General features: G+C 37.1%; 24 protein-coding genes. 3 read left to right on the top strand and 21 right to left on the bottom strand.

The genetic code is table 11. The features are described from left to right. Nucleotides 1–76 precede the first annotated feature (76 nt). The 8 genes from LF886_RS18350 to queG all read right to left on the bottom strand — a co-directional run bounded on the left by LF886_RS18350 (nt 77) and on the right by queG (nt 9,542). Nucleotides 77–1,528 (bottom strand): TolC family protein, encoded by a 1,452-nt coding sequence (locus LF886_RS18350; protein WP_236851040.1) that lies wholly within the window; start codon nt 1,526–1,528, stop codon nt 77–79. Next, entirely contained in the window at nt 1,509–4,631 is a 3,123-nt protein-coding gene (locus LF886_RS18355; protein ID WP_236851041.1) for an efflux RND transporter permease subunit, read from the bottom strand. Before LF886_RS18355 ends, LF886_RS18350 begins: the two co-directional genes overlap by 20 nt. A 28-nt stretch (nt 4,632–4,659) precedes the next feature. Beyond that, nucleotides 4,660–5,748: an efflux RND transporter periplasmic adaptor subunit gene (locus LF886_RS18360; RefSeq protein ID WP_236851042.1), complete on the bottom strand. Its 1,089-nt coding sequence runs from the start codon at nt 5,746–5,748 to the stop codon at nt 4,660–4,662. A 60-nt stretch (nt 5,749–5,808) separates the two neighbouring features. Continuing rightward, nucleotides 5,809–6,141, bottom strand: a complete 333-nt coding sequence (locus tag LF886_RS18365; RefSeq protein ID WP_124530470.1) for a hypothetical protein — start codon at nt 6,139–6,141, stop codon at nt 5,809–5,811. Nucleotides 6,142–6,407: 266 nt separating this feature from the next. Continuing rightward, on the bottom strand, nt 6,408–6,860 hold the full coding sequence (locus tag LF886_RS18370) for an SRPBCC family protein (protein WP_124530471.1): 453 nt from the start codon (nt 6,858–6,860) through the stop codon (nt 6,408–6,410). Between the two features lie 51 nt (nt 6,861–6,911). Continuing rightward, the gene (locus LF886_RS18375) at nt 6,912–7,559 is read right to left on the bottom strand and encodes a murein L,D-transpeptidase catalytic domain-containing protein (protein WP_236851043.1); all 648 of its coding nucleotides are present in this window, start codon (nt 7,557–7,559) and stop codon (nt 6,912–6,914) included. Nucleotides 7,560–7,561: 2 nt separating this feature from the next. Further along, nucleotides 7,562–8,245, bottom strand: a complete 684-nt coding sequence (locus tag LF886_RS18380) for a TIGR02117 family protein (RefSeq protein ID WP_236851044.1) — start codon at nt 8,243–8,245, stop codon at nt 7,562–7,564. Between the two features lie 358 nt (nt 8,246–8,603). After that, nucleotides 8,604–9,542 (bottom strand): tRNA epoxyqueuosine(34) reductase QueG, encoded by a 939-nt coding sequence (queG, locus tag LF886_RS18385; RefSeq protein WP_236851045.1) that lies wholly within the window; start codon nt 9,540–9,542, stop codon nt 8,604–8,606. A 172-nt stretch (nt 9,543–9,714) separates the two neighbouring features. Here queG and LF886_RS18390 point away from each other — a divergent pair, with 172 nt between their 5' ends. Both LF886_RS18390 and LF886_RS18395 read left to right on the top strand, forming a co-directional pair. Continuing rightward, entirely contained in the window at nt 9,715–10,014 is a 300-nt protein-coding gene (locus LF886_RS18390) for a rhodanese-like domain-containing protein (protein ID WP_236851046.1), read from the top strand. A gap of 28 nt (nt 10,015–10,042) precedes the next feature. Then, nucleotides 10,043–10,660, top strand: a complete 618-nt coding sequence (locus LF886_RS18395) for a hypothetical protein (RefSeq protein ID WP_236851047.1) — start codon at nt 10,043–10,045, stop codon at nt 10,658–10,660. Between the two features lie 9 nt (nt 10,661–10,669). Here LF886_RS18395 and LF886_RS18400 read toward each other — a convergent pair whose 3' ends face one another. The 11 genes from LF886_RS18400 to LF886_RS18450 form a co-directional block, all read right to left on the bottom strand. Beyond that, nucleotides 10,670–11,497 (bottom strand): GLPGLI family protein, encoded by an 828-nt coding sequence (locus LF886_RS18400; protein ID WP_236851048.1) that lies wholly within the window; start codon nt 11,495–11,497, stop codon nt 10,670–10,672. Nucleotides 11,498–11,610: 113 nt separating this feature from the next. Beyond that, the gene (locus LF886_RS18405) at nt 11,611–12,381 is read right to left on the bottom strand and encodes an alpha/beta fold hydrolase (RefSeq protein ID WP_236851049.1); all 771 of its coding nucleotides are present in this window, start codon (nt 12,379–12,381) and stop codon (nt 11,611–11,613) included. A 15-nt stretch (nt 12,382–12,396) separates the two neighbouring features. Continuing rightward, a complete protein-coding gene (locus tag LF886_RS18410; RefSeq protein WP_410685110.1) occupies nt 12,397–13,386 on the bottom strand; it encodes an NAD(P)H-dependent flavin oxidoreductase in 990 nt (329 codons plus the stop codon). Nucleotides 13,387–13,459: 73 nt separating this feature from the next. Beyond that, a complete protein-coding gene (locus LF886_RS18415; RefSeq protein WP_236851050.1) occupies nt 13,460–13,957 on the bottom strand; it encodes a hypothetical protein in 498 nt (165 codons plus the stop codon). A 139-nt stretch (nt 13,958–14,096) separates the two neighbouring features. After that, on the bottom strand, nt 14,097–15,464 hold the full coding sequence (locus LF886_RS18420; protein WP_236851051.1) for a peptidylprolyl isomerase: 1,368 nt from the start codon (nt 15,462–15,464) through the stop codon (nt 14,097–14,099). An 86-nt stretch (nt 15,465–15,550) separates the two neighbouring features. Then, nucleotides 15,551–16,474 carry a PfkB family carbohydrate kinase gene (locus LF886_RS18425; protein WP_103235604.1) on the bottom strand — a complete coding sequence of 308 codons (924 nt, stop codon included), beginning with the start codon at nt 16,472–16,474 and terminating at the stop codon, nt 15,551–15,553. Nucleotides 16,475–16,501: 27 nt separating this feature from the next. Beyond that, nucleotides 16,502–17,059, bottom strand: a complete 558-nt coding sequence (gldD, locus tag LF886_RS18430; RefSeq protein WP_124530482.1) for a gliding motility lipoprotein GldD — start codon at nt 17,057–17,059, stop codon at nt 16,502–16,504. Between the two features lie 44 nt (nt 17,060–17,103). Then, nucleotides 17,104–18,138: an A/G-specific adenine glycosylase gene (gene mutY, locus LF886_RS18435; protein WP_236851052.1), complete on the bottom strand. Its 1,035-nt coding sequence runs from the start codon at nt 18,136–18,138 to the stop codon at nt 17,104–17,106. An 82-nt stretch (nt 18,139–18,220) separates the two neighbouring features. Then, a complete protein-coding gene (locus LF886_RS18440; protein WP_236851053.1) occupies nt 18,221–18,682 on the bottom strand; it encodes a hypothetical protein in 462 nt (153 codons plus the stop codon). A gap of 74 nt (nt 18,683–18,756) precedes the next feature. Continuing rightward, entirely contained in the window at nt 18,757–20,118 is a 1,362-nt protein-coding gene (locus LF886_RS18445; RefSeq protein WP_236851054.1) for a DUF5458 family protein, read from the bottom strand. A 20-nt stretch (nt 20,119–20,138) separates the two neighbouring features. Beyond that, complete coding sequence (locus LF886_RS18450; RefSeq protein ID WP_165835346.1) at nt 20,139–20,585, bottom strand: type VI secretion system contractile sheath small subunit; 447 nt, start codon at nt 20,583–20,585, stop codon at nt 20,139–20,141. 355 nt (nt 20,586–20,940) lie between these two features. Here LF886_RS18450 and LF886_RS18455 point away from each other — a divergent pair, with 355 nt between their 5' ends. Continuing rightward, nucleotides 20,941–21,987, top strand: a complete 1,047-nt coding sequence (locus LF886_RS18455; protein ID WP_236851055.1) for a hypothetical protein — start codon at nt 20,941–20,943, stop codon at nt 21,985–21,987. Nucleotides 21,988–22,050: 63 nt separating this feature from the next. Here the strand turns inward: LF886_RS18455 and LF886_RS18460 are convergent, their stop codons facing one another. Together LF886_RS18460 and LF886_RS18465 are read right to left on the bottom strand one after the other, a co-directional pair. After that, nucleotides 22,051–24,147, bottom strand: coding sequence for a M13 family metallopeptidase (locus tag LF886_RS18460; RefSeq protein WP_236851056.1), 2,097 nt, complete (start codon nt 24,145–24,147; stop codon nt 22,051–22,053). Between the two features lie 343 nt (nt 24,148–24,490). Then, nucleotides 24,491–26,548 carry a M13 family metallopeptidase gene (locus LF886_RS18465; RefSeq protein WP_236851057.1) on the bottom strand — a complete coding sequence of 686 codons (2,058 nt, stop codon included), beginning with the start codon at nt 26,546–26,548 and terminating at the stop codon, nt 24,491–24,493. Nucleotides 26,549–26,635: the final 87 nt, after the last annotated feature.

Here is a 26,635-nt window from a genome sequence, read left to right on the forward strand (position 1 = left end):
GATTACAATGTAAGAGGTAAAATAAAAGAAGCCATCTAAAAAGACAGCTTCTTTCATCGTAAAAAAAAGTAAAAAATTAATCCAGTTTCCCTCCCAGTGCTTTAAACAGCAGGACGTTATTTCTGGTATTCTGGTGCTGAAACTGTAATAGATCCAGTTCAGCAGTAAGTTTGCTCTTTTGAGAGTTGATCAGTTCAAAATAATTGGCGTATCCTGTCAGATACAGATCATTGGAAACCTCTACCCCGCGGTCAAGAAAACCTACTTCTTCTGATTTCAGTTTCAAAACACGTTCATAGATCTTTGTCTGTTTCAAAATAGACTGAAGTTCGTTAAAAGCATTTGTAATACTTTTCTGATAATTTAAAAAAGCAATCTCCTGCTCCGTGCTTGCTACTTTAAATTCATATTTCAGCTGTCCTTTATTGAAAACAGGAACCATTAATCCTCCCAACAACTGCCCTGCCAGTGAACTTGGCTTGAAGAATGTTTCTATAGAAAAAGAATTCATTCCAAAGCCGGCACCAAGGTCAATCTTGGGATAAAAAGCAGCTCTTGCAGCCTTTGCATCAGCCTGAGAAGCTTCCAACACATAATAATTTGCAGCTACATCCGGTCTGGAGTGTATCACATTTTCTACATTAATGGTTTTATTTAGAACTTCCATATTAGTAGGCATCAGTATTTTCCCGCGTTTCACATCTCCACCGTAGCTTCCTGTTAAAGTAGTGATCGCCTGTTCTACCGTAACGATTTCCACTCTTATGTGCTCAATCTCTGCGAGCCAGTTGTTGTTCTGAGCCTTGAACTGCTGTACCGCCAATTCCGTAGCTTTTCCCACTTCACGTTGTGCCAGAACAATTTCAAAAGCTCTTTGCTGAAGCTTATAATTCTTCTGATAAATAGCAAGACGATTGTCTAAGGCTACCAACTGATAATACAGATTTGCAATATCCGTGAAAAGTTCTACCTGTAATAATCTCAATCCCTCCGTGGAAGCCAGAAATTTCTTCTGGGCAGCTATCTTTTTATTTTTCAGTTTGCCCCAGGCATCAATTTCCCAGCTGCTTCTTGCTCCTACCCAGTAATTAGGCGTAAAATCTCTGTTGATTTTCTGGTTTTCTGTAATATTAGGTGAAAGATTGGTATCATAGTTCCCAACACCTTCCATCGTATACTTTCCGTATCGGTTACCTGAAGCCTCTACTCCTACTTCAAGAGAAGGCAGCAAATCCATCTTTGATCTTTGAAGGAAACTGTTGGCAATCTCCACTCTTTGCTGTGCAATCTGGAAATCCGGATTAGCCTGAACCACTTTATCAAAAAGTTCAAGCAGATATGGGTCTGTAAAATATGCCTTCAGATTGATCTGCTGAAATTCATCCAGATTTTTATTTTTATCAGTTTTGATCATTTCATCAGGGAATTCCTGAGCTTTCTTCAACTCTGTTACCTTGGGAACAGCACATGAAACCAGGCTCAGTGATACAATCCCATACACTATATATCTATGATTTAATCTTTTCATTTTTCTTCTTATTTTCAAGTTTTGCAAAGAATATATACAGTCCCGGAATCACAACTAATCCGAAGATTGTCCCAATCAGCATTCCTCCTGCTGCAGCCGTACCAATAGAACGGTTACCAATTGCACCAGCTCCTGACGCGATACACAACGGAATAAGTCCTGCTACGAATGCGAAAGAGGTCATCAGAATCGGTCGAAGACGCTGTCTTGCTCCTTCAATAGCTGATGAAATGATATCAAATCCCTGTTTGTTTCTTGCCACTGCAAATTCTACGATCAGAATAGCATTTTTGGCGAGAAGACCAATCAACATGACCAATGCCACCTGTGCATAAATATTATTATCCAGCCCTGCCAGCACCAGTGCGATATAAGAACCGAAGATTCCCATCGGAAGGCTTAATAATACAGGCATCGGAAGAAGGAAACTCTCGTATTGTGCCGCTAATAAGAGATATACGAATAGAAGACAGATCAGGAAGATATAAACCGTCTGGTTTCCTGATAAAATCTCTTCCCTGGTCATTCCCGACCATTCAATATCGAATCCTCTCGGAAGTGTCTCTTTGGCTACACGTTCTACAGCTGCAATAGCATCTCCGGAACTGTAACCGTCAGCAGGTTCTCCGTTGATCATGGCAGACATATACATATTATACCTCGTAAGTACTTCAGGTCCGTATACTTTTTCAATCGTGATGAATGTTGAAAACGGAACCATTTCCCCTTTGTCATTCTTTAAATATAAATTCAGAATACTTTCAGGGGTATCTCTGTGCTCAGGGCTTGCCTGTACCATCACTTTATACATCTGACTGAAACGAATAAAATTGGTGGCGTAATACGATCCCAGCATGGTCTGTAATGTAGACATTGCGTTGTCTACCGATACTCCCTTCTTCGCTGCCATATCGTAATCTACATTGATCATATACTGCGGGAAAGTAGCATCAAAACTGGTAAAGCTGTTTTGCAGCTCAGGAGCCTCATTCAGTTTTTTAACAAAATTCTTGGTGATTTTATCCGTATTCTCGATGGTTCCTCCGGTTCTGTCCAGCAAACGCAGTTCAAAACCACTGGTATTCCCAAATCCGGGAACCGTTGGCGGTGCAAAGATCTCAATCTGGGCATCTGCAATACTTTTTGTTTTTTCTGAAAGGTCTGCAATCAGATCGTTCACTGAAATATCTCTTTCTTTCCAGTCTTTAAGGTTGATCATTGCCATTCCATAAGATGAACCTGCGATTTCCGTTACAATGCTATAGCCGGCAAGAGTAGTCACGTTTTCTACTCCTTTAATTTTCTTCGCAATACCTGTCACTTCATCCAGCACTTTTTCTGTTCTTTCTACCGTTGCCCCCTGTGGAGTGGTTACACTTACATACACCATTCCCTGGTCTTCCATTGGAATAAACCCTGTTGGCAGGAATTTACTGGTCACAAAAGTCAGTCCGACAAATAAAAACAACAGTCCAAAAGTAACCGTAGTTCTAGTCGCGAATTTTGATAAAATACCTACGTACCCATTAGTCAGTCTTTCAAATCCTGTATTGAAACTCTGGAAAGCCCTGTCTATGATTGTTTTCTTCTTCTGATGATTATGAGGTTTTAAAATAATCGCACAAAGCGCCGGAGTAAGTGTCAATGCATTCACCCCTGAAATCACAATACTGATGGCCAGCGTTAATGAAAACTGACGGTAGAATACTCCTACCGGACCATCAAGGAACGCTACAGGGATAAATACAGCAGACATTACGATGGTAATAGCCACTACCGCTCCTGCAATTTCTTTAGTGGCACTGATAGTCGCATCCATTGCATTCATGCCTTCTTCCATTTTAACATGGACAGCTTCAACGACGACAATCGCATTATCGACGACAATTCCGATGGCAAGAACCAGGGCAAAAAGAGTCAGAAGGTTTACTGAGAAATCAAGCATATTCATGAAAGCAAACGTTCCTACCAATGCTACCGGAACTGCCAGTACAGGAATCAATGTGGAGCGCCAGTCCTGAAGGAAGATAAACACTACAATTCCTACCAGGATAAAGGCTTCAATAAGAGTCGTGAGTACTGCACTGATGGAAGCATCCAGGAATCTGGAGACATCATAAGCCATATTGTACTCCATTCCGGGAGGGAAAGAAGTGACTTTTAATTCATCCATTTTTGCTTTTACGCTTTCAATTACTTCGGAAGCATTGGAACCGGGACGCTGTTTCATCATGATGGATGCAGAAGGCCTTCCGTCTGTTTTGGAAACCATTCCGTAGTTCATCGCTCCGAATTCTACTTTAGCAATATCCTTCAATTTTAAGATCGTTCCGTCAACATCAGATCTGATGGGAATTTCCTCGTATTGCTTGGGCTCAAAAAACTTCCCTTTATATTTGATTACATATTGAAGCTGGCTGGACGTTTTTCCGGATGTTTCTCCTACTTTTCCGGGTGCTGCCGAAATATTCTGTTTTTGCAGCGAAGCAATCACTTCATCAGCTGAAATATTGTAAGCCGCCATTTTCTGCGGATCCAGCCATACTCTCATCGAGTACTCTTTCTGGCCCATGATCTCAGCACGTCCTACTCCATCAATACGCTTTAGTTCCTGAAGGACATTAATATCTGTAAAGTTATAGATGAACTGTTCATCCTGGCTCGGATCTGTACTTGTGATGTTGAGGTACATCAGCATACTGTTTACCTCTTTTTCAGTGGTAACTCCAGCCCTGATTACCTCTTCAGGAAGCTCATCAAGGATTGTTGTCACTCTGTTCTGAACGTTTACCGCTGCTACATCAGGATCTACTCCTACTTCAAAAAAAACCTGAATAAGGGTAAGACCGTCATTCGATGTTACTGTAGACATGTACGTCATCCCTGGCACCCCATTGATGGCACGTTCCAGAGGAAGGGCTACAGCATTGGCAGACACTTCAGCATTGGCACCGGTATATTTCGCCGTAACGGTTACTGACGGCGGTACGATATCGGGAAACTGGGTAATTGGCATCTTCAGTAACGCCATAATTCCCAGCAGGACAAATAATATGGAAATAACCAACGAAAGAACCTTTCGTCTTATAAACATTTCTACCATAGTAAATTGATTTAAAGATTATGAAAGGTTAATACTTCTTTTTGATTTTGATAATATCACCATCCTTTAAAGACTGAGTTCCTTCATAAATGATTAAATCTCCTTTTTTAAGACCGCTTTCCACGATATAAGAATCTCTCAGTGTGGCCCCGATCTTAATGTTGGTCATTTTCACTTTATTCTGCTTATCCACTGTAAAAGCATAGGTCTTATCCTGGATAGAGAAAGTCGATTTTTGTGGAATAAGGATCGCATTAGCCTGATGTTCGGAAATAACAAGCTTCCCGGAAGTACCGTGCTTGATCAGACGGTCCGGATTTGGGAAAAGCACTTTATAACGAATAGAACCTGTCGTCCTGTCGATTTCCCCTTCTGCGGTTTTTAAAGCTCCGTTGAACTGATAATTGACTCCGTTAGGCAGCGTAAGTTCTATCTTTTGATGACTTCCAATCTTATCATCAGCCAAAAGCTCAAAATATAAGTTTTCAGGAATCGAGAAGTATGCATAGACTTCATTCAATTGAGACAGTGTGGTCAATAGCGTTCCATTTTCCACCAAACTTCCGTCCTTAAAAGGAATTACATCAATGACCCCATCAAAAGGTGCTGTAATTCTCGTAAAGTTTATTTTCTGGAAAACGGTTTGTTTTTCGGCATCAGCAAAGGCATGTTTTGCTTTCGCGGAAGAGAGCTTTGCCTTTACCAGTTCCAGTTCATTGTTGGCTACAAATTTTTTAGCATGAAGACTCTGAATCTGCTTCAGTTCTACTTCTGCAATACGTACATCTGCTTCGGTTTGCTTTAATGCCGCATTTGCCTTCAAAAGTTCCATCTGCAGCTCGGCATCATTGATTTTAAATAAAGCCTGCCCCTGATGTACAAATTGTCCCTCGTTCACATAGATATGCTGTATAATGCCTCCGATTCTGGATCGCATTTCAACATTCTTTTTAGCCTGGATATCGGTGACAAACTGGTTGCTCACCAATGTATCTTTTTCTTTGATTTCCAGTACGGGAACTTCTTTTTCTTTTGGGCTGTTTTTTTCCTTGTCTTTACTGCATGACACAGCGAATAATGTTGCAAGAATGCAAATTATTACGTTTTTAAAATACATTTATAAATGTTTAAGTTATAAGATTTCCGTTAAAATGATTTGGTTTTCAGAAACTTAAACTTAGTACAACTGGAGGAGATGGAGAAAGGACTTAACTCCGCAAATAGTAGATAGAGCAATCTTCGGAAGGGTAATTTTTGGGATCACTTTTAAAATCCCTGAAAAATCCGAAGTTGAATGGTCGTTTTTTCTGGCTAATTGTTTTACAATTTTGGAAACAGAAGGCAACGCATGCGTATTCATGTCTGCTTCTTCGTAAACATCCAGAACATGAATGTTATTTACAGGAGGAATATGAGGGATATTATGCAGCGATTTTTCTGCCCAATTCGAATTGAAAAGGGTAAAAACCAGTATAATATAAAATAAGAAAAATGACCTCAGACCTGCCATGTCAATCAGAACACATTAGTTTTTCAGTAAAAAACGATAATCCCGCAAAAATAGCGATTTTTACTGGGAATTCAGGCCGTTGAACTGTTAAAAAAGCTTAAAGAATGGATGAATAATTCTACAAATTGGTATTTGGATTCCCACGGAATGACAAAGAGAATGCGAAGTCTATTGATGCATTCTGTTATCCTGAAGGTATCTAACTAGAATCGTTAAAAGTTTTGGCTAAAGCCAATAGAATTTTGGTTATCGTTTTTATTGAATTATTAAAACAACTTACTCAGGACCCTGAAACGGTAATCGAAGATATATTCCAGTTTTTTTCTGATGAAAACGCGATGTGCAATTTCGCCTAAAAACCCCATTGGAAGTTCATAATCTATGGTATCTCTCATCAGAACACCTTCTTCGTTGGGAATAAATTCATGATGATGATTCCACAATTTGTACGGACCTTTTTTCTGGAAATCGATGAAACTTTTCTGAAAGTCAACGTGGATAATCTCAGTCTGCCATTTCATTTTAATTCCGAATAACGGAGAAACGTAATAATCGATGATCATTCCTTCATAGATTTCATCATCTTCCATTTCCGTCAATACAATAAAGCCCATGTCTTTCGGGGTAATTTCTGAAAGGTTATTGGCTGAAGAAAAGAATTTCCAGGCGGTTTCTATATCACAGTTGAGCTGCTGTTCACGGAAAAGCGTATGTTTCATAGGATGAAATCAGTTTACATAATGATTATGAAACAAATGTATGACAAAGATTTAATTATAGATCCACATCAGTACAGGTTTTCCGGATTTCTGAATCATCGGATCTATTTCTTTCATTGCATTGTTGGAAACCGTAGGACATCCCCAGCCTTCGGGTGAACCTTGGGGAAATACTTCAGTATCACTCATCATATTCCAGGAATGAAAGACAATAAATCTTTTTAACGCATTGCTGTTGGTTTCTTCAAGGCCATGCATCAGGTATTTTATATTGATTCCCCAATCACTGTACCCTCTTCCTTCGAGTTTATATTTTCCCAGAGATGAAAGGTGGCTTCCATCTTCGTTACTGAATCCCGGATTTGCTTTAGAATTATCTTTACTCCATGAATTGGAGCCACAACCATGCCCTACGAGATATTCTTTTGATATCTTATTATTTTTAAAATCCCAGACAAAAAAGCGCTTAATTCCGGAATGAAGGCTCATATCAATCAGAATACAAAAATCACGGTTAAGATTCTTTGAAGTACAGAATTTCAAGGCTTCTTCCGCTTTTATTTTCAGCTTGGAAAGCTCTACTTCAGGTTTCTTTTCTGCAACGATGGCAGGCTCAATGATGTTTCTTATATTATCTTTTTTCTCCTGAGAGCAGGAACAAATCCAAAAAACGATAAACAAAAGGCCTATTTTTTTCATTCTTATTTATAGTGCTGAAAAATTCCGAAATCAGTAGGAGTCCAAAGTGCGGCTTTTTGTCCGGCAGCTTTTAAAGCATTATTTGACCATGTATTGCAAGTGTAAAGAAAGCTGTAAGTACCTTTAGCGTCATAAAAAGCATCATTATCACTGTATACAGCGTTTGTAGGGATCAGCATAAAGCTTCCGTTTTGATCTCTGTCAAATTTATCTTCTACAAATTTCACCAAATTCTGATACTGGTTTCTGCTGATCATGATCATTTTACAGTCATCACCTTCTTTCATCGTATTATAATAAGTACAGTGCATGGCAGAATCGCTTAGCCAGAATGCGGCTTTCACAGCTGTTGAAAATTTCAGGTCAGCCCAGGTCGGAGTGTCAAGATAAAAACCTTTGTCGCCCCATCCTATTCCGATATATTGATAATCTGTCTTTTTGGATTTTATATTGGCAAAAGGAATTTTCTGGGCCCAGTCCTGCAAATCGTTTTTCACAGGCATTACGATGTCGGTATGCACTCCGTTGGTATAAATATAGATTGGAATTTCTTTCTTCTCACCATCCTCTTTGGCTGAAACCGGAATATAGGGAATCAATAACCCAAGGATTACATAAATAACTACAATTCCCAAAATAATTCCTACCACTTTGAGGAGATACAATAATATCGTTTTCACAGTCATGTTTTAATAAAATTTAATCTATAATTTTCCGTAAAAGTATTTGTTTTAATCGAAAAAAAGGCTATATTTAGTTACGAAATATTCACAAATATGCGTAAAAATATCAAATCCCAAAAAAGATTTAAAGTAAGAGTAAAAACAGCTCCTAAAAGAGTACAAAAAAAACGTTGATTTTCGGTGAGATTCTGATCTCCTGAGAATCAATTTTTCTTTATAGGAAAAGTTTTTCAAGAAATTTACTGTCGTAAATCTTTACTTCCTTAAAGCATAAAATTTGAGGAATGGTCGACTATCAGCTCTGGTTTGGAACTTCAAAAAATTCCAAAGGGGGAATTGTCACCGAAAGTTCAGGGAAAAATCAGTCAGAAGACCTTTGCAGAAACTCAATATTTCTCTTCAGCCCTGTAAATTTGGTACGTTTTACGGGAGACTTTCTGAAGATTTCAGAGAAAATTTCCTGGGTAAGTTCTTTCCATTCTCCTTTTTTGAAGTTTTTCAAAGTTTCATTGGGCTTGAAGCGGCTTTGTTTATTGGGTGCTGAGAAACGGTTCCAGGGACATACATCCTGGCAGATATCACAGCCGAACATCCAGTCTTCCATTTTATCTTTAAAATAATCCGGAATCTCCTCTTTCAGTTCTATGGTTGCATAAGAAATACAACGGCTCCCATCAATGATTTTTTCAGAAACAATGGCATCTGTAGGACAGGCATCAATACATTTCCTGCATGTTCCACAATGATCTGTAGTCGCATGATCCGGTATAAGCTCGAGGTCACAGATAATTTCGGCAAGAAAATAAAAAGATCCATTTTGTCTGGTAATCAGGTTGGCATTTTTTCCTACCCAGCCCAGCCCGGATTTTCTGGCCCAGCTTCTTTCCATAACCGGTGCAGAGTCTACAAAAACCCGGAATCCAAATTCTCCTATTTCTTCCTGCAGCTCGGCTACCATCTCACGGAGTATTTCTTTGATTACTTCATGATAATCTTCTGCATAAGCATATTTTGAGATCTTATAATTCTCTAATATTGAAATTTTTTCTTCAGGAAAGTAATTATAAGAAAGTGAAATAACAGACGTGGAACCCTCCACCAAAAGCCTGGGATCAAGTCTTTTGTCAAAATGATTTTCCATGTACTTCATTTCGCCGTTATAATTATTCTTCAGCCATTTTTCAAGATGGGGAGCATCTTCCTCGAGAAAATCTGCTTTGGAAATGCCACAACTCTGGAATCCAAAACTTTTTGCCTTGGATTTTATCAGTTGAGAATATTTTTCAGCGCCTGCATTCATAAATTTCACAATGCAAAATTAAGATTATTTTACCAATCTTCTGATTCAGTTATCAATCTCTTCTTCACCCTCAATACTATGTGGTTTCCTAAAATTTATGTTTTAATTAGGATTTTTTTCAAAAAAAAATTGCGTAATTTCGTTTCTAATTTAATGTTTAAAACAAACAACTATGTCTTTAATAGAAGTAATACAATCCGGAAACTATGAATTGATCGACGTTCGTGAGCCAATGGAGCTTGAAATGGACGGTAATATAGATGGTGCTAAGAATATTCCTTTAGGTGAGGTGGAAGATAGACAAGACGAAATTCTTTCTGTTGAAAAACCTGTTATCTTATTCTGCAGAAGTGGAAACAGAAGCGGAAAAGCATTGGAATATCTTAACACTCAAGGATTAAAGGACGGTTATAACGGCGGAGGCTGGGCTGATCTGAAGGCTGTTCTGGAAGCAAATCAGGGAACTTTTTAAAAGTTCCTTTTTTTATCTCTTTATTTCTATGAATCTGAAAAATCAATTTGAACAGCTTTGTTCTCCTTTCACAAAAGATCAGCAGTTAATGAATGATCTGTGGAACGAGATTGAAACCAGATATTCTGAAAAAGGCAGGCATTATCACAATCTTCATCATCTTGAAAATATGTTTCGGGAACTTGAAGAGGTGAAAGTGAACCTCTCGGATTTTACAGTGATTTCCTTTTCAGTATTTTATCATGATATTATTTATGATGCAACTTCCAAATCCAACGAGGAAAAAAGTGCGGTTACTGCTGAAAAAAGGCTTGCTGAACTTCATGTAAACAAAGACAAAATTTCAATAATTTCTGAGCAGATTCTTGCTACAAAAGCTCATCAACGGTCTGATCATGGGGACACCAATTATCTTTTAGATGCTGACCTTTCTGTATTGGGTAAAGATTTTAAAACCTATTTAGAATACACTCAGAATATAAGGAAAGAGTATTCTATTTATCCTGATTTCCTTTATAAACCGGGACGAAAAAAAGTACTCAAGCATTTTCTGGAACTTGAAAGTATCTTTAAAACAGACTATTTTAAGGATAAATATGAAACTCAGGCAAAGGAAAATATTGCGGCTGAACTTCGGTTGCTGTAATGAAAAGTTCTATTTTACTGATTTTAGCAGGCTAATTTCAATTATATTATTGTCCTTTTTTACTCTTTCTTTAGTCTGCTGTTCTACTTCCCGAACAACTTCTGCTCCTGTTCGCAAAAGTCCTGAACCATCCTGCTGATCAGGTATTTTACCTTCTATATAAAGCTGTTTTATTGCAGCAGCAGGATCTTTTCTGTATTTAATAAAGGACTCTTCAAATTTTTGTTGAGTTAAAGCCAATTCGTTAGCTCTGGAATTTAAATTAGGAAACGGTATTTCTTTTGGTAAGTTTTTAATTCCAATCAGCTCATAGATGTGATTCTTCGTAGCATCTTCTATCTTTACAATCAGCCCTGGTAGTCCGGAAAATTTGTAAGGACCATCCTGTATTGGTATATCTGTGGTAAACCAGGCTGTCCATTTTCTCCCTCCAAAATCTGTAGTTGCTTTCTGAGCATTATATTCTCCAATCTTTTGCTTTTCAGATTCTATTTTCCAGGTGATTTTTCTATTATCCTCAACCTTTATTTTCCCTAAGCCATAATCATTCGTCAGAAAGAAGGTTTTACCATTCATTTTCTCCACTCTGTATAAGATAGGAGCATTTGGAATATAAAAGTTCTTTTTTTCGGCTTCTGCAATTGAAGTAGAATCTTCAGTAAACTTCATGCGGCTATAAAACAAAGATCTGTTGTTCGCTGTATCCAAAAACATAAGGTCTTTAGCGGTTTCTGTATTGGTAGAATCCGGAATGTAGGTGTATTGATATATAAACCTCTTATTCTGTCCCAAGACAACCTGAGTAAAAAGAAGAAGAAAAAACACAAGATATTTCATAAACCATATTTTGATTTGGTGAAGATCAATATACATTTAAATTACTAAATATTAATAATTTACATAAAAAAAATAAATACGCCTATAAAAAACGTATTTATCCATATTTTATATTAAGAATAATTTTTCACGAATTCTGTGGTCTTTTTCAATACCATCTCAGGAACTTCTTTATGCGGAGTATGCCCGATACCGGGAATAATATATTTCTCAGTACTTCCACTCACCTGCGAAATTGTTTTTTCAACCTGATCCAGTGTACCGTATTCATCAGCTTCTCCCTGAATAAATAGTAATGGAGCTGTAATGTCTTTCAGCAGATATTCAATATTCCAGGTTCTGTAATCGTCCCGCGTCCAGGTTTCTGTCCATGCTCTGAAAAGCATTTCTACTTTATCACCGTGATACTTTTGTAAACGTTCAGCAAGATTGGTCGTTTTGTAGGCTTCCCATGCATCGTAAACTCCTTTTAAAGTTACATCTTCCACAAAAATATGACCCGCTTCACAAATGACTGCTTTCACTTTTTCCGGATATTTTGCAGCGGTGATTAAAGCGATTGTTCCTCCATCACTGTGTCCAAACAGAATGGCATTATCAATATCCATTTCAATCAATAAATTATTCAACAGATCTGCTTCCAGTTCCATATAATTTACCGGTCTTTCATGAGTAAACATTGGATATGATTTTCCATAACCTAAACGGTCATAGGCAAGGATATTACATTGCGCAGTCTCAGATAATTTGACTGGAAGGTCTCTCCAAAGTTGTACTGAACCAAGTGAATCATGCAGAAAAACAATAGTAGGCCTGTCTTCAAATGAATTATGGTGTTCTATATATAATTTTTTACCCTTTACATCAATTATTCTTCCCTCCATTGAATACAATTATATTTAAAAAGTAGGCATTTTCGTTTCTTCAAACTCCTTTAAAAGTTGATTGAAAACTGCTTCCACCGGAAGAACTTCATCAATCAGAGCAGAAACCTGACCTATTTCCAGTTCTCCATCTTCCATATCTCCTTCAAACATTCCACGTTTTGCTCTGGCTCTTCCTAGTGAAGTGTTCAAAGCTTCTTTATTTCTTCCGTTCTGGTAGATATCTTCCAGTTCATTGAAGAATTTATTTTTAACCATTCTTACAGGTGCCAATTCTTTAAGGGTAAGATGGGTATCTCCCTCCTGTAATTCTGTGATTTTCTTTTTCCAGTTTTCATGAGCACTTGCTTCTGTAGTAGCAGCAAATCGGGACCCTATTTGTACACCGTCTGCACCAAGAATCATAGCCGCTTTTATCTGTGAGCCCAAAGCAATTCCACCTGCGGCAATTAACGGCTTAGAAATATGTTTCTTTACATTCGGAATAAGACAGAAAGTAGTTGTTTCATCTCTTCCGTTGTGTCCTCCTGCTTCGAAACCTTCCGCTACGATAGCATCTACTCCTGCATCTTCACATTTTACAGCAAATTTGGTAGAAGAAACTACGTGAGCGACTGTTATTCCTTCTTTCTTAAGGGTTTCTGTATAAGTTTTTGGGTTACCTGCAGAGGTAAATACAATCTTTACACCTTCTTCCAGAATGATTTGAATGATTTCTTCAAGATTAGGATACAGCATCGGTACATTCACTCCAAAAGGTTTATCTGTAGCCTGTTTGCATTTTTGGATGTTTTCTCTTAGGATGTCAGGGTACATACTTCCCGCCCCAATTATCCCTAAACCACCGCAGTTGGAAACTGCAGATGCCAGTTTCCATCCTGAATGCCAGATCATACCTGCCTGGATAATTGGATATTTAATATTGAAAAGATGTGAAATTCTATTTTGTGCAGCCTCCATATCACGAAGCTTTTTTGCAGTGTTGAAATCTATAAAATTGCTCATATGTAAAAATACTAAAAACAACGATTATCAGAACCTTCTATTGACTAAAAATATATAGAAAAACCTAATATTATCATTTCTTATATTGCTCCAAAACGTTGTCAATAATAGGGCTTATTTTCAAAAACCGTTGAGCAAGTTCATGTATATCTTTTTCTATATCATCTTCTTTTAGCGCCACCCAGCCTTCCATTAATGTTAGTGGTCCATAATTTACACTCACATTAGGCCATTCTTTCTGGTATTTTAAAAATTCTTTCCTGAAATCCTGGGCAAAACTTCTGCTGGTTATGGTATAGCCTTTCAACGTTCTTAGCTTCAGAGCATGAATATTGTAATAAATTTTTCTTTCACTGATAGACTTATCGTTGATCCAAACTGAAAAGAAGATCCGCCCCTCAGCATCTAAAGGCGACTGAGGATTTCCAGACCATTCCGGATGATAAACCTTAAGTGCAACAGATTCCAAAACGATCTCTACAGACAATTTCAATCCTTTATTGCTAAGCATTTTCTCAGGAATTTCAGTGGCTGCCGAATGAAATTTTCTAAGGTAAAAAGTATAGTCCATACTCTTAGTTTTTGTAAATATATTAAATACTTCCTTCAGATATAGAGAAGAAAATAATAAGTTTTAGCCGGTACCTTATTTTTTTGAAAATTTAAATGTATCAATAAAAAAAGCCTTCAGAAGTTCTGAAGGCTTTTTTTTATTTTTTCATGGATTGTTTCTTCCAGTTCGACTTAAAGTTACAGTTGTCATAACGTCCGTCAATTGAAATAAAAGTTGTAGGTAACTTAGAGTTAACAAACTTTTCAACCATTTCATTTTTCTTTTTATTCAGCGCCATCTGCTTGATTCTGCTGAAGTCTGTTTCCAGAGTAATCTGGTGAGAAGGAATTACATCATCAATTTTGATGATCTTGATCTGCTTTCTCTTGTTGTCTTCATCTTCAAAAGCAGTGGTAATATCTCCTTTGTTCAAACCTGCTAATTCGTAGCTGATTGTTCCCGGGATACTTTCTCTTTCGATTTTATCAGAACCATCAGCACCAGGAATAATCCCTGCATTGAATTTTGTTCTTTTATCATCTGAAAATTTAAAAGCAGCATCTTTAAATGTAATTTTACCATTCTCAATAAGACCTCTGATACTGTCTAATTTTGCTTTTGCTGTTTTCAGCTCATCATCAGTAGGTACCGCTTTTAGTAAGATATGTCTTGCATCATATACTTTACCAGATCTTTTCAGTAATTGGATAATGTGGAATCCGAATTCAGATTCAATAGGATCTGAAATTTCATTTTCCTGAAGGTTTAACGCTGCAGCTTCGAATGGCTTAACCATCTGCCCTTTGTTAATATTTTTATACAAACCTCCATTAGCCGCTGATCCTTCATCTTCAGAATAGATTCTAGCCTGGCTTTCAAAGGTTTCACCTCCGGCAATATCCTGCTTGATCTTTTTCAATCTGTTGATAAGGTCCTGCTTATGAGCTTCCGTTAATGTAGGATAGATCATAATCTGAGCCAAAGTAACCTCGTCTTTTATCTGTGGCAACTGTGTTTTATACATATTGTAGAAGTCAGTTACCTCATTTGGTGTTACGTCAGCTTTATCAGTAACTCTCTGGTATTTTGCCTGTCCATAATACTGGTCTGTGTCTATCTTTTCGATAGCGTTCTTCATTTCATAACCATTTCTGAACTTATAAGCGGCAAGCAATGTTTTTTCATCCGGAAATTGAGAAAGCAACTGACGGTATTTTGCGTTAGCCTGTTCCTTGATTGCTGCAGAACGATTTTCAATTAAGGTATCTTTTTTTGCTTCGTATACAAGAAGCTTATTGCTGATAAGGTTTTCCAGGAACTCACATTTGTCTGTGTTTGAAGCTCCCTGCTGTTTCCCATAATTCATCTGCTCATTCACATCAGATTCCAAAACAATCTCATCCCCGATAACAGCGGCAATACCATCCACCAAATCTCCTTGTTTTAGCTGGGCATGCATCATGTTTGAAGAGAATATCATGATGAAAATCCCAAGAAGAAAAGTGATTTTTAGTTTATTTGTCATTTTACTATTTTAACAAGTTGCAAATTTAGAATTCTTAACGAATTTCACTCAATTTTTTATTATAAATATTTCTTAAAAAGACTTATTTACTGCAGTTCGATATCAAATGTCGTCAATTCTTTGAATTGTCTCAATCTGCTGAACATATCCGCCTCGCTTACTTCTTCTATTCTTTCTGTTCCGAATTTCTCTACCGTGAATGAAGCCATTGCAGATCCTACGATAAGAGCAGACTTCATAGTTTCGAAATCAATTTTCTCTTTTTTAGCAAGATAAGCAGCAAAACCTCCTGCAAATGTATCTCCAGCTCCAGTAGGGTCGAAAACATCTTCCAACGGAAGCGCCGGAATAGCAAATACTTTATTGTCATGGAAAAGTAACGCTCCGTGTTCTCCTTTTTTGATGATCACATATTCAGGTCCCATTGTGTGGATCTTTTTAGCAGCTTTTACTAAAGAATACTCTCCTGAAAGCTGTCTTGCTTCTTCATCATTGATGGTAATTACGTCTGTTTTCGCAATCATATCCATTAAGATATCCCATGCAGAATCCATCCAGAAGTTCATCGTATCAAGGATTACAAGCTTAGGACGGTTGTTCATTTTTTCAAGTACTGATAACTGAACTCCAGGGTGTAGGTTTCCAAGCAACAAAATTTCGGCATCCTGCATTGAATCTGGGATTTTTGGATCAAAATTCTCCAACACGTTTACTTCTGTAACCAAAGTATCTCTTGTGTTCAGATCATTGTGGTATTTTCCAGACCAGAAGAATGTTTTTCCTTCTTTTACGATTTCAATTCCTTCGATGTTTACATCTCTGTCTGTGAACATATCAAGATGTTCTTGTGGAAAGTCTCCTCCTACTACAGAAACAATTCCGGATTTAACGCCTAAAATTGATGAAGTGATTCCGATATAAGTGGCTGCACCTCCTAAAATTTTGTCCGTTTTACCAAATGGTGTTTCAATTGCATCAAATGCAACACTTCCTACAACTAAAAGTTTCATATATTTTTCAATGTATATTAAAAGTAATTATTTTTTCCATTCAAAAGAGTCCAGCAGGTGCTTCATATCATTTTTGATATAGTTCACTGCAGGAGCAAGAGAGTCCGGTTTCGGTCTCGTATTAAAGTATAAGTAAGCAGTAACGAAGTGTTTCGTACTGTCTGTAATGTAAAACTGAAGATTGGAAGCACTCTGCCCTTTCAGTTCATAGAAGTTCCCGTATACTTTCTTTTCAGGGTATTCAAAAGATTTTGTATCTATAGAACTGGCTTTGATGGTATGCTCATATACCATTTTTTCAGCTTCCTTGATATGATCTGCAAAGTCATTCTGTATCGGGTAATAGGTAACGAAAAGCTTGGCCTTCATTTTAGGATAGTTCAAATAGAACCAGCAAGGCTTTTTTGCGGGTGCAATAGAAGCAAACTCCGAATATTCAAAGGTATAGGCACAGTCGTTTTCAAACTTTTGATATTTCGGTGCCGGATACTCAAGACGCAGTTCTCCATAAGGTTTCGGAGTAGTGTCTTTTCCGCACGAAATTAAAAGCAGTGATACAAAAATAAAAATGACTTTTTTAATCATTTTGCAAAAGTACAAATTAGATTTCAGATTTCGGAAGACAAATTTCAGTCTTTCAGAGAGTTTTGAATGTAATTTTCCAAAGGCTTCGGAAACGATTTTTCATGAGAACCCTCAACATCGGTAATCAGGTATTGATTTTCAGCGATAAAATCATTCCATATCTTCTCAGAAGTAACCTCAACATTAAATATTTCAATGCTTAAATTCTTGTGAGTCAGTTTATGATTGACTGTTTTTGAACCTGTAATGAATGTTTCCATATTCGAAGAAATGGCATCAGGAAATTCAAATAATTTTTTCCAGATGAAGTCTTCTTTTCTCTGGCGGATCAGAAATTGTCTGTTTCTATGGACAAAATAATAGGTCAGAGCAAGGTCTTCAGCTTTTACTTTTTTCGTTTTTACAGGGTAATCTGAAATTTTCTGTATAGAAAATGCCAGGCAGTCTTCATTGACAGGACATTCTCCACAAAGTGGATTTTTAGGCTTGCAAATCTCTGAGCCTATATCCATCATCGCCTGATTAAAATCTCCGACATTTTCAGGCATCACCAAAGCTGCCAGCTCAGAAAAGTAAGTAAATGCTTTTGAATTCGAAATATCAAAATCATCGGCAAAAAGACGGCTTAAAACACGGTAGAAATTCCCGTCAACAGCAGGCATTCTTCCCCCGAAACAGATACTTGAAACGGCTGCGGCGGTATATTTCCCGACTCCTTTTAATTTTAGAATTTCTTCGTACTGATCCGGAAATACTCCATGATAGTCATTCATGATCTGCTGGGCAGCTTTATGAATATTAATGGCTCTGGAATAGTACCCTAACCCTTTCCAATACAGCAAAACCTCATTTTCTTCAGCTTCTGCCAATGTTTTTACATCCGGGAATCTTTTAATGAAATTATTATAATGATTCAATCCCTGATTGATCCTTGTCTGCTGAAATACAATTTCACAGATCCAGATCTTATACGGATCTTTTGTCTGTCTGAAAGGCAGGTCTCTTGCATTATTTTTATACCATTCAAGGATTTTACTGCCAATATGCAGAAACTCTGAACTTCGGTTATCCTTCTCCAAAAAATTTTGTTTTTGCTTTTTAATTGCTTTTTGAACTGTTTCCGTAAACGTTCACTTTATATAGCACTTGCAAAGATAAAATTTATTTACCAGCTTTCACAGAATATACAGGAGCAGCCTTTAACCACTGGTATTTCAGGTTTCTGTCTTTAGCTATAAAACGGTATCCTTCCAGTTTTTTCAGGTAAACATATATCGAATCAGTATTTTTTATCTTCAATTTATAAGGAGATAAAAACATGAATGGAGTATCTACCGTAGAATCTCTTACCGTTTTTAATACTTTTCCTGATTTTACTTTATAAAGAAAGAATGATTTCCCGCGGCCTTTGGAGCTGTCTGCCAGTTTTACGGTTGAGCTTGCAATAACCAGTTCACTGCCATCAAAGCATTCAGCTTCATTCATGATGTATGCCTTTCCTTCCTGACGTTCGTCTGCAAAAAGATCATTCTCATAATGTCCGGGACTCTGGTATTTTTTTTCACAGCTTATCAAAAGTGTCATCACTATGGCTGGTAAACCAATGATAAGTTTTTTATTCATATTAAATTAGGTGTTGGTTGAAAAAAAACCGATGTAAAATTGCATCGGTTTTTGTTATTTAAGGTAAGTTTATTTTACTCCTGAGCATATTCTGCATCCCATTCGTTACCATCATCTCCTTTGTGTCCGTCCAATTTAATAACGAAACTTTTTGTAGGGAAATAAGGGGTCATACGGATATCAAGCCATACTCTGTCTTTGTTTACTCTATCCTGCTCGAAACGAACAATTTTGAATTTTTCGATCAATTTGTCCGGTCCTTTGATATTGTCAAGGAATGTAACGATCTGTCTTCTCAAATCGTCTTCGTTTTTAGCATTCCAGTTTTCGAAAGCTCTTCTGTTTAGGAAGTCCAGTAATACTTTGGTTACATAGTCGAATACACGAACTACGGAATATGTCTGAAGACCGATATTGTCTCCTGTAAATAATGTCTTCGCAGAGAAGGCCATAATTTTCCCGTACTCGTTAACCATTGGTACCAGACCCATTTTTTCCAACTGAGAAATTTCACTTTTCTTCAATTCGAATTTTACAGCGTCTACTTCGTTGATATTTCCATGTTTTTTACCTGCTGCTACCTGAGACATCAGGGTTTTGTGAATTTTTCCTGCTAATGAAGTGGAAGGTGGAAGTTCTACATTATCTTCTTCTCCTACTTCTTCAGCTTTACCACGTCCTACCAGCCAGTTGCACGTCATAATAACGTTACTTCTGTGAAGTTCTCCTCCTGTAAGGTTTGCAGAGTGGAATAAATCTACTACGTCATCCGGCTTATCAAGGTTGGCGAAGTCTGTAACCATCATTACTTTGTTTTCGTTACAGATTTTTGCCCATTTCTCGATTACTTTATTGGATCCTAAATATCCTGGTATTGCAAGGATTGAGTAGTTATCTCTAAGGTCAAGACGGTCATAGTAATTTTTGAATTCTTCTGAGATGGCATCGATGAACAAAGGGTTATCCAGGTCGGAAACCTGTTCAAGGCTTGCATTTACGATGCTTACATTATCCACTTTATCCAATTCTGTATTTTTATAGAATTGCGCTACTGTTCTGTAGTTGGTTTCCAACATACGAACGGCATCCAGTGTACTTTTTAAGTTTGTTTTTAAGTTCTGATCGGCTTGTTGTGCTTTAGTTTTGCACGTTTCAGCCATTTTATCTGCTGATTCACTACCTTCTAAAAGGCTTACCCAAAGATTGATCTTCTGAAGAAGTTCTTTTCTTTCGTCTGCTTTATTGCTGTCATTCAGGAAGATTTCTTTTCTTGCCTTTCTTGTTGGGTTCATATTGGCAATACCGTCTACGACGGATTCAACAAAGCCAAATCCTCCCATTTTATTGAGTTCTGCAAGCGGGTTGCCTTTCGGCTGTCCTGCATGTTGCTGCTGCCCCTGCTGCTGACTTTCTTGTGCCTGTAATTTGCTATCCATGATTTAATGTAAGTCTTTAGTTATTTTTCAAGTTCTTGTCCCACTTCTTTCAATACTTCTATGAACGCCGCTCTTGTCTGATCGTTCTCCAGCATATTGCGTAGAATTTTGTTTGTTTTCAGCTGACGTACTATTTTATTGTACTGCTCCTGTTCTACACTCAGCAACTGCAGATAATCTGACTTCTGAGTAAGGCTTTTAGGGGTAAAGTCTCCAAGGTTTTGAAATCGGAATTCTTCTTCTACCATTCCACCGTCTTCCGTTTCGTGTTGTACCGATACTGAAGGCTGGAAATGTTTGAAAACGTCTTCCACTGTTTTTAATCCTGTTACGATTTCAGGAGTATAAGACTCGTCTGTTGTAAGCTGGCTTACTATCAGTGACTTATTTTCCTGAATTTCCTGAATAGCTTCATTAGCGTCTACTTTTACTTCGTTTCCGCCAACACCATAATTAAACATTGCCATATTATTGTTATTTTGAGATTTATTAATTTGGTTTGGGCCTGTCTTTGAGTAATTTACAGATGAATCAAATAAATTACCAATCCAGTGTTTAAATTTAAAAAAAAACTGTAACATACAAAATTTTACTAAGATTTTTCTTGAATTACCTCTTTCTATTTACATTTATTCAACATAAAATCACGATATTACGATATCACTAAGCTATGAAAAAATAAATAAAAAAATTCAAGAAAAAAATAAATAAAATTTTTGTCCGCTTTACTCTTATCCAAAAGTATGTAATGGATATTAAAATGGGAATTCCTCAGATATTACAAAAAAATATTCTTTATATTTAAACAAAGTGAACCGTGTCATGAAAGATGTAAAAATAGCGTTTAGAAAACCCATATTTCCAGTTTCAGAAGCATTACAGCAATATTTGGAAAAATATAACAGAACGACCAAGATTAGGTTTCTGTATGAAGACCTTCTCAGGTTTAGCGACAGTGTGAATATTCTGGATAAAGAGGGCAAAGATACTTTGTGGCTTGGGGTATTATATTCTGAATATGAGTTTAAAGAAATAGAGGCTAATTTAAATAAGATTTATACCCTCCTTCATTCTGATGGGGATATCGCTACTCTACCTTATCTGAAAGTAGATACAATTGACTTTTGTACGTTTGGAAACTCTAAACCTTTCCGGGTTCGGGTGAGAAATATCCTTAATGATAACTACACTTATTTTTATATTAAACAGGCGGATGCTTCCCGGATATTCGGGCTAGAACTTGAAGATCTGCTTTCTCCCAACCGAATTAACTTTCTGGTGTATAAAAATACGTTGATTGAGGAGCATATTTTAGGGATTCCGGGAGATGTTTTTATTCAGAAACATCTATTCAATTGTAATGAATTGGAAAAGGCACAGATTTCCAAGGAATTTGTAAAATTCAATGAGCGGTGCCTCATTGGGCTTCTTGGTGACATGCGTTCTTATAATTATGTTGTGATTCCAATACATGATTTCGACCAGGTTATTTACAGAATTCGTCCCATCGATTTTGACCAGCAAACTTATGAGGGAAATCTGAAAGTGTATCTTCCACAGTATTTCAAAGAAAACAGTCAAATGGTGAATATGGTGCTGGAAAAACTGAAGCCCAGCTCTATAGAACAATACCGTAAGGAAGTACGTTCACAAATTGTAAAAAGAGTGACCAGCAGCCAAAACAGATTCGATGAACTTATTTCTATTATGAAAAAAGACAATATCGCGCCGGAAGCCAATGTTATAGAACTAAAGACCGCTTTACAAAAACTTACCTACGATGTCAATTTCAAGTATTGTAAATCTATGGGAGATATTATAGAAACCGGAATCAAGTTTGTTCTCCGGAATTATAAGAAAGAATATTAAAAAAGAGAATCCGCCTCAATGTGAGACGGATTCTTTCTTTTCTAACAATTTTTTATGGTAAAATTACCAGATTTTTATTCTGTCCTGAGGAGCTTTATACAGTTTATCTCCTTGTTTGATATCAAATGCTTTGATGAATGAATCCTGATTTACCAATGGTCCAAAAGCTCTGAACATTCCCGGAGAGTGTGGATCTGTTTTCACCTGATTGATCATATACTGATCGGTAGCTTTCGTTCTCCAAACGGTTGCCCAGCTCATAAAGAATCTCTGATCCTGAGTAAATCCACTGATCTTGCCTGGGTTTCCTTTATCTTTTAAATACATCTGAAGAGCATCATAAGCAACAGCTACTCCACCTAAGTCTCCAATATTTTCTCCACTTGTAAATTTACCGTTTACAAAGCTTCCTTTTACAGGTTCATAAGCACTGTACTGAGCGGCTAACTGACCAACTTTTGCATCAAAGTTTTTACGGTCTGCATCCGTCCACCAATTATTCAGGTTACCATCACCATCGAAACGGGAACCACTGTCGTCAAATCCGTGAGAAATCTCGTGACCGATAACGGCACCAATACCTCCGAAGTTCACTGCTGCATCAGCTTTAGGGTTATAGAAAGGGGGTTGAAGAATGGCTGCAGGGAATACAATTTCGTTGTTTGATCCGCTGTAATAAGCATTTACAGTTTGTGGAGACATTCCCCATTCTGTTTTGTCAACAGGCTTTCCTACTTTGTCTAAACTCCTTTGATATTGCCAAGCAGATACATTCTGAAGATTAGAATATAGTGTTGCTCCTTGTTTTGGAGATTCTACTTTCAATTGAGTATAGTCTTTCCACTTATCAGGATAAGCAATTTTCACTGTAAATTTGGATAGTTTTTCCTGAGCTTTTACTTTGGTTTCAGGGGACATCCAGTCCATATTAGCGATATGGGTTTTGAATGACTTTAAAAGGTAGTCAATATAAGTTTCCATCTGCTTTTTAGCTTCAGGAGTGAAATATTTGTCAACATATAGTTTACCAAAAGCTTCTCCTAAAACACCATTGACAAGGGTAAGACCTCTTTTGTCCATTGGACGCTGTTCTTTTTGTCCCTGCAAATATTTAGCATAAAAATCAAACCTGATCTGCTCTAAGTTTTCATCTAAATTGCTTGCGTTTCCATTGATGATATGGTACTTCAGATAATCTTTCAGTAAAGGAAGGTTTTTCTGTGTTACAAACTGATCCATATTCTGGTAATATTTCAGTTCTCCAATGATCACTCTGTCTGTATTGACTCCTGCATCCTTAAGATATTTTGCAAGGTCTACATTTTTAACCAAGCCTGATAATTCAGATACGTTTTTAGGATTGTATCTTAAATTAGCATCTCTGTTCTGCTCAAGAGTTAATAAGTAATTGGCAAGTTGTTTTTCAAAGTCTACCACATTCTTTGCAGACTGAGTAGAGTTTTTATATCCTAACACTCCAAATAGCTTCCCAACGTATGTTTGATATTCTGCTAATGTTTTAGTATTGGCTTCATTTACTTTTTGGTAATAGTCTCTTCCTAAACCAAGATCAGGCCCACCAAGATATACCGCATTCATGTTGGAATTCTTCATATCGGCACCCACTCTCCATCCATAGAAAGAATTGTCGCCTAATCTTGTTGCTTCCAAAAGGTATTTCTGAAGGTCACCAAGACTTTTAATAGCATCTACTTTGGCAAGATCAGCTTTGATAGGAGCCAAACCTTCTGCATTTCTTTTATTGGTATCCATAAAAGAGGCATACAAATTCTGGATTTTCTGTCCTTCTGATCCAGCTGGATAGGTTTCTGTAAGGATTTTATTCAATATATCTAATGAAGCATCATCCACATTTTCTCTCAAAGCATTGAAAGATCCCCAGTTTGCTTTATCGGAAGGGATCTGAGTTGTTTTCACCCAATTTCCATTCACATAGCTAAAAAAGTCATCCTGCGGACGGACACTTGTATCCATATATGATAAATTGATCCCCTCCTCTTTTGCTTCTTCTTTTATCGGTTCAGTAACTTTAGCCGTAGCTTCTGTTTTATTCTCTGTCCCTGCAGTCTTTGCTGCACCACACGAATTGAGAAATACAATACCCGAAAGGGCAAGTATTCCAATATTTAGCTTTTTCATTAAAAAATAATTTTTGATTTTACACAAACTTATCAAATATACAAACTTTAATGATACGTAATGAATGATAATTGGTATATGAAGTGGAAAATTGATGATTTAAGATTAAAAATTTAAAGTTTACAGGGTGTCTTTTGAAAATATAAATGAGACTGGAATTTATGGGGAGACCACCCCGTCAAAAATTCTTTGAATTTTCGCCACCCCTCCAAAGGAGGGGAATGATGGAAGTCGTTATTACAAAGAATGTCTTCCAATCCTTAATCCCTATTACCTTTCACCTATCATCTGCTACCTGCTACCTAAAAAAACAAAACCGCCCATTGCTGAGCGGTTGTTATTATTACCAGATTTTAATTCTTTCTTCTGGAGTTTTGTATAGTTTGTCTCCTTTTTTCACATCAAATGCTTTGTAGAAGGCATCAACGTTGATCAACGGACCGAAACTTCTGAAATATCCAGGAGAGTGCGGATCTGTTTTCACTTGGTTAACCATATATTTCTCACTTGACAATGTTCTCCAAACTGTAGCCCAGCTTAAGAAGAATCTCTGATCCTGAGAGAATCCACTGATTTTCCCTGGATTTCCTTTGTCTTTTAGATACATCTGAAGAGCGTCATAAGCGATGTTTACACCTCCTAAGTCAGCGATGTTTTCACCGTTTGTGAAAGTTCCGTTTACAAAAGTTCCTTTTACCGGCTCGTATTTGTCATACTGAGAGGCAAGAGCTTTTGTTGCTTTTTCGAAATTGGCTTTATCTGACGGAGTCCACCAATCTACCAAGTTACCATCAGCATCGAATTGTGCTCCTGAATCATCAAATCCATGGCTCATTTCGTGACCGATAACGGCACCGATACCTCCGAAGTTTACAGCAGCATCAGCGTTAGGGTTGAAGAATGGCGGCTGAAGGATAGCAGCAGGAAATACAATCTCGTTGTTTACCGGGTTATAGTAAGCATTAACAGTCTGTGGAGTCATTCCCCATTCTGTTTTATCAACTGCCTTACCAATTTTAGCCAAGTCTTTGTTGTACTGCCATTCACCAATGTTCTGAAGGTTTTGATACAGGTTTCCACCTTTAGCCTCAGAAACAATATTTAATTTTGAATAGTCTTTCCATTTGTCCGGATAAGCAACTTTTACCGTGAACTTATTCAGTTTCTGCATTGCTTTTTCTTTAGTCGTTGCAGACATCCAAGCTAAGTTGTTGATATGAACTGCGAAACTTTTCTTTAAATAGTCGATCAATTCTACCATCTGAGCTTTTGCTTGTGCAGGGAAGTATTTCTCAACATACAATTTTCCAAAAGCTTCACCCAAAGAACCGTTGATCAATTCGTAACCTCTCTTGTTAAGGGCTCTTTGTTCCTGTTGTCCTCTAAGGTATTTACCATAGAAAGCAAACTTCATATTTCCTAAGTTCTCACTTAAGTAAGAAGCACTTCCGTGGATCATGTGGAATTTCAGATAATCCTTAATCACAGGAAGATTCTGAGCATTTACTAATTTATCGAAGTTCTTATAGAATCCTAATTCACTGATAATTACTTTATCAGAACTTACTCCTACTTTTTTAAGGTAACCTGGAAGGTCAACATTTTTTACCAGAGCAGAAAGTTCAGTCATCGTCTTAGGATTGTACTGAAGCGTGTTATCACGGCTCTGTTCGTTGGTAAGGTAAGTATTGGCGATGCTTTTCTCGTAATTAACGATACCTTTTGCTGCTTCATCAGCATTTTTGTATCCTAATTCTTTTAGCATTGAAGCTACATATTTCTGATATTCAGCAATAGCTTCTGTATTTTTTTCGTTTACTTTCTGATAGTAATCTCTTCCTAAACCTAAAGAAGCGTTTCCTAAGTAAACGGCATTCATTTTAGAATCTTTAAGGTCTGCATCTACTCCCCATCCGTAAAAAACGTTTTCACCTTCTTTTGTTACAGAAGTAAGATAGTTTTGAAGATCAGTCAGGTTTTTTATAGCATCAATTTTATTCAGATTTTCCTGAATAGGCTTTATTCCGTCTGCATTTCTCTTCTCCATGTTCATGTAAGTAGCATACAGATCCTGGATCTTTTTCCCCTCGCTTCCATCAGCAAATTTATCTTTCAAAAGAGAGTTAAGGATCGTCATGGAATTGTTATCCGTATCGTCAGCTAGTTTGTTGAAGCTTCCCCAAGTTGGTTTATCCGATGGAATTTTGGCTGTTTTCATCCAAGTTCCACTCACATAGTTGTAGAAATCATCCTGAGGACGCACCGAAGTGTCCATCAAGCTAAGGTCTAAACCTTTGTCTGTGTTGTTCACTGCTACTTTAGCAGCTTTAGCTTGTGCGCTCATGGTAGTTTGAGTACAGATCCCTGCTATTAAAAACAAAGAAAGCGTTATTTTTTTCATTATGATAACAATTTTTAGAATATGTATGATTTATTTCGTATTTGTTACGTTTTAAGAAAACAAATTTAAACAAATAACGTCATAGCA

It is taken from the genome of Chryseobacterium sp. MEBOG07, from assembly GCF_021869745.1.
In the GTDB taxonomy this organism is placed as follows: Bacteria; Bacteroidota; Bacteroidia; order Flavobacteriales; family Weeksellaceae; genus Chryseobacterium; species Chryseobacterium viscerum.

Bases quoted from the DNA above. Each gene is read 5' to 3' on its own strand.
- LF886_RS18350 (WP_236851040.1), bottom strand. From the start codon at position 1,528: ATGAAAAGATTAAATCATAGATATATAGTGTATGGGATTGTATCACTG.
- LF886_RS18355 (WP_236851041.1), bottom strand. From the start codon at position 4,631: ATGGTAGAAATGTTTATAAGACGAAAGGTTCTTTCGTTGGTTATTTCC.
- LF886_RS18360 (WP_236851042.1), bottom strand. From the start codon at position 5,748: ATGTATTTTAAAAACGTAATAATTTGCATTCTTGCAACATTATTCGCT.
- LF886_RS18365 (WP_124530470.1), bottom strand. From the start codon at position 6,141: ATGGCAGGTCTGAGGTCATTTTTCTTATTTTATATTATACTGGTTTTT.
- LF886_RS18370 (WP_124530471.1), bottom strand. From the start codon at position 6,860: ATGAAACATACGCTTTTCCGTGAACAGCAGCTCAACTGTGATATAGAA.
- LF886_RS18375 (WP_236851043.1), bottom strand. From the start codon at position 7,559: ATGAAAAAAATAGGCCTTTTGTTTATCGTTTTTTGGATTTGTTCCTGC.
- LF886_RS18380 (WP_236851044.1), bottom strand. From the start codon at position 8,245: ATGACTGTGAAAACGATATTATTGTATCTCCTCAAAGTGGTAGGAATT.
- queG (WP_236851045.1), bottom strand. From the start codon at position 9,542: ATGAATGCAGGCGCTGAAAAATATTCTCAACTGATAAAATCCAAGGCA.
- LF886_RS18390 (WP_236851046.1), top strand. From the start codon at position 9,715: ATGTCTTTAATAGAAGTAATACAATCCGGAAACTATGAATTGATCGAC.
- LF886_RS18395 (WP_236851047.1), top strand. From the start codon at position 10,043: ATGAATCTGAAAAATCAATTTGAACAGCTTTGTTCTCCTTTCACAAAA.
- LF886_RS18400 (WP_236851048.1), bottom strand. From the start codon at position 11,497: ATGAAATATCTTGTGTTTTTTCTTCTTCTTTTTACTCAGGTTGTCTTG.
- LF886_RS18405 (WP_236851049.1), bottom strand. From the start codon at position 12,381: ATGGAGGGAAGAATAATTGATGTAAAGGGTAAAAAATTATATATAGAA.
- LF886_RS18410 (WP_410685110.1), bottom strand. From the start codon at position 13,386: ATGAGCAATTTTATAGATTTCAACACTGCAAAAAAGCTTCGTGATATG.
- LF886_RS18415 (WP_236851050.1), bottom strand. From the start codon at position 13,957: ATGGACTATACTTTTTACCTTAGAAAATTTCATTCGGCAGCCACTGAA.
- LF886_RS18420 (WP_236851051.1), bottom strand. From the start codon at position 15,464: ATGACAAATAAACTAAAAATCACTTTTCTTCTTGGGATTTTCATCATG.
- LF886_RS18425 (WP_103235604.1), bottom strand. From the start codon at position 16,474: ATGAAACTTTTAGTTGTAGGAAGTGTTGCATTTGATGCAATTGAAACA.
- gldD (WP_124530482.1), bottom strand. From the start codon at position 17,059: ATGATTAAAAAAGTCATTTTTATTTTTGTATCACTGCTTTTAATTTCG.
- LF886_RS18440 (WP_236851053.1), bottom strand. From the start codon at position 18,682: ATGAATAAAAAACTTATCATTGGTTTACCAGCCATAGTGATGACACTT.
- LF886_RS18445 (WP_236851054.1), bottom strand. From the start codon at position 20,118: ATGGATAGCAAATTACAGGCACAAGAAAGTCAGCAGCAGGGGCAGCAG.
- LF886_RS18450 (WP_165835346.1), bottom strand. From the start codon at position 20,585: ATGGCAATGTTTAATTATGGTGTTGGCGGAAACGAAGTAAAAGTAGAC.
- LF886_RS18455 (WP_236851055.1), top strand. From the start codon at position 20,941: ATGAAAGATGTAAAAATAGCGTTTAGAAAACCCATATTTCCAGTTTCA.
- LF886_RS18460 (WP_236851056.1), bottom strand. From the start codon at position 24,147: ATGAAAAAGCTAAATATTGGAATACTTGCCCTTTCGGGTATTGTATTT.
- LF886_RS18465 (WP_236851057.1), bottom strand. From the start codon at position 26,548: ATGAAAAAAATAACGCTTTCTTTGTTTTTAATAGCAGGGATCTGTACT.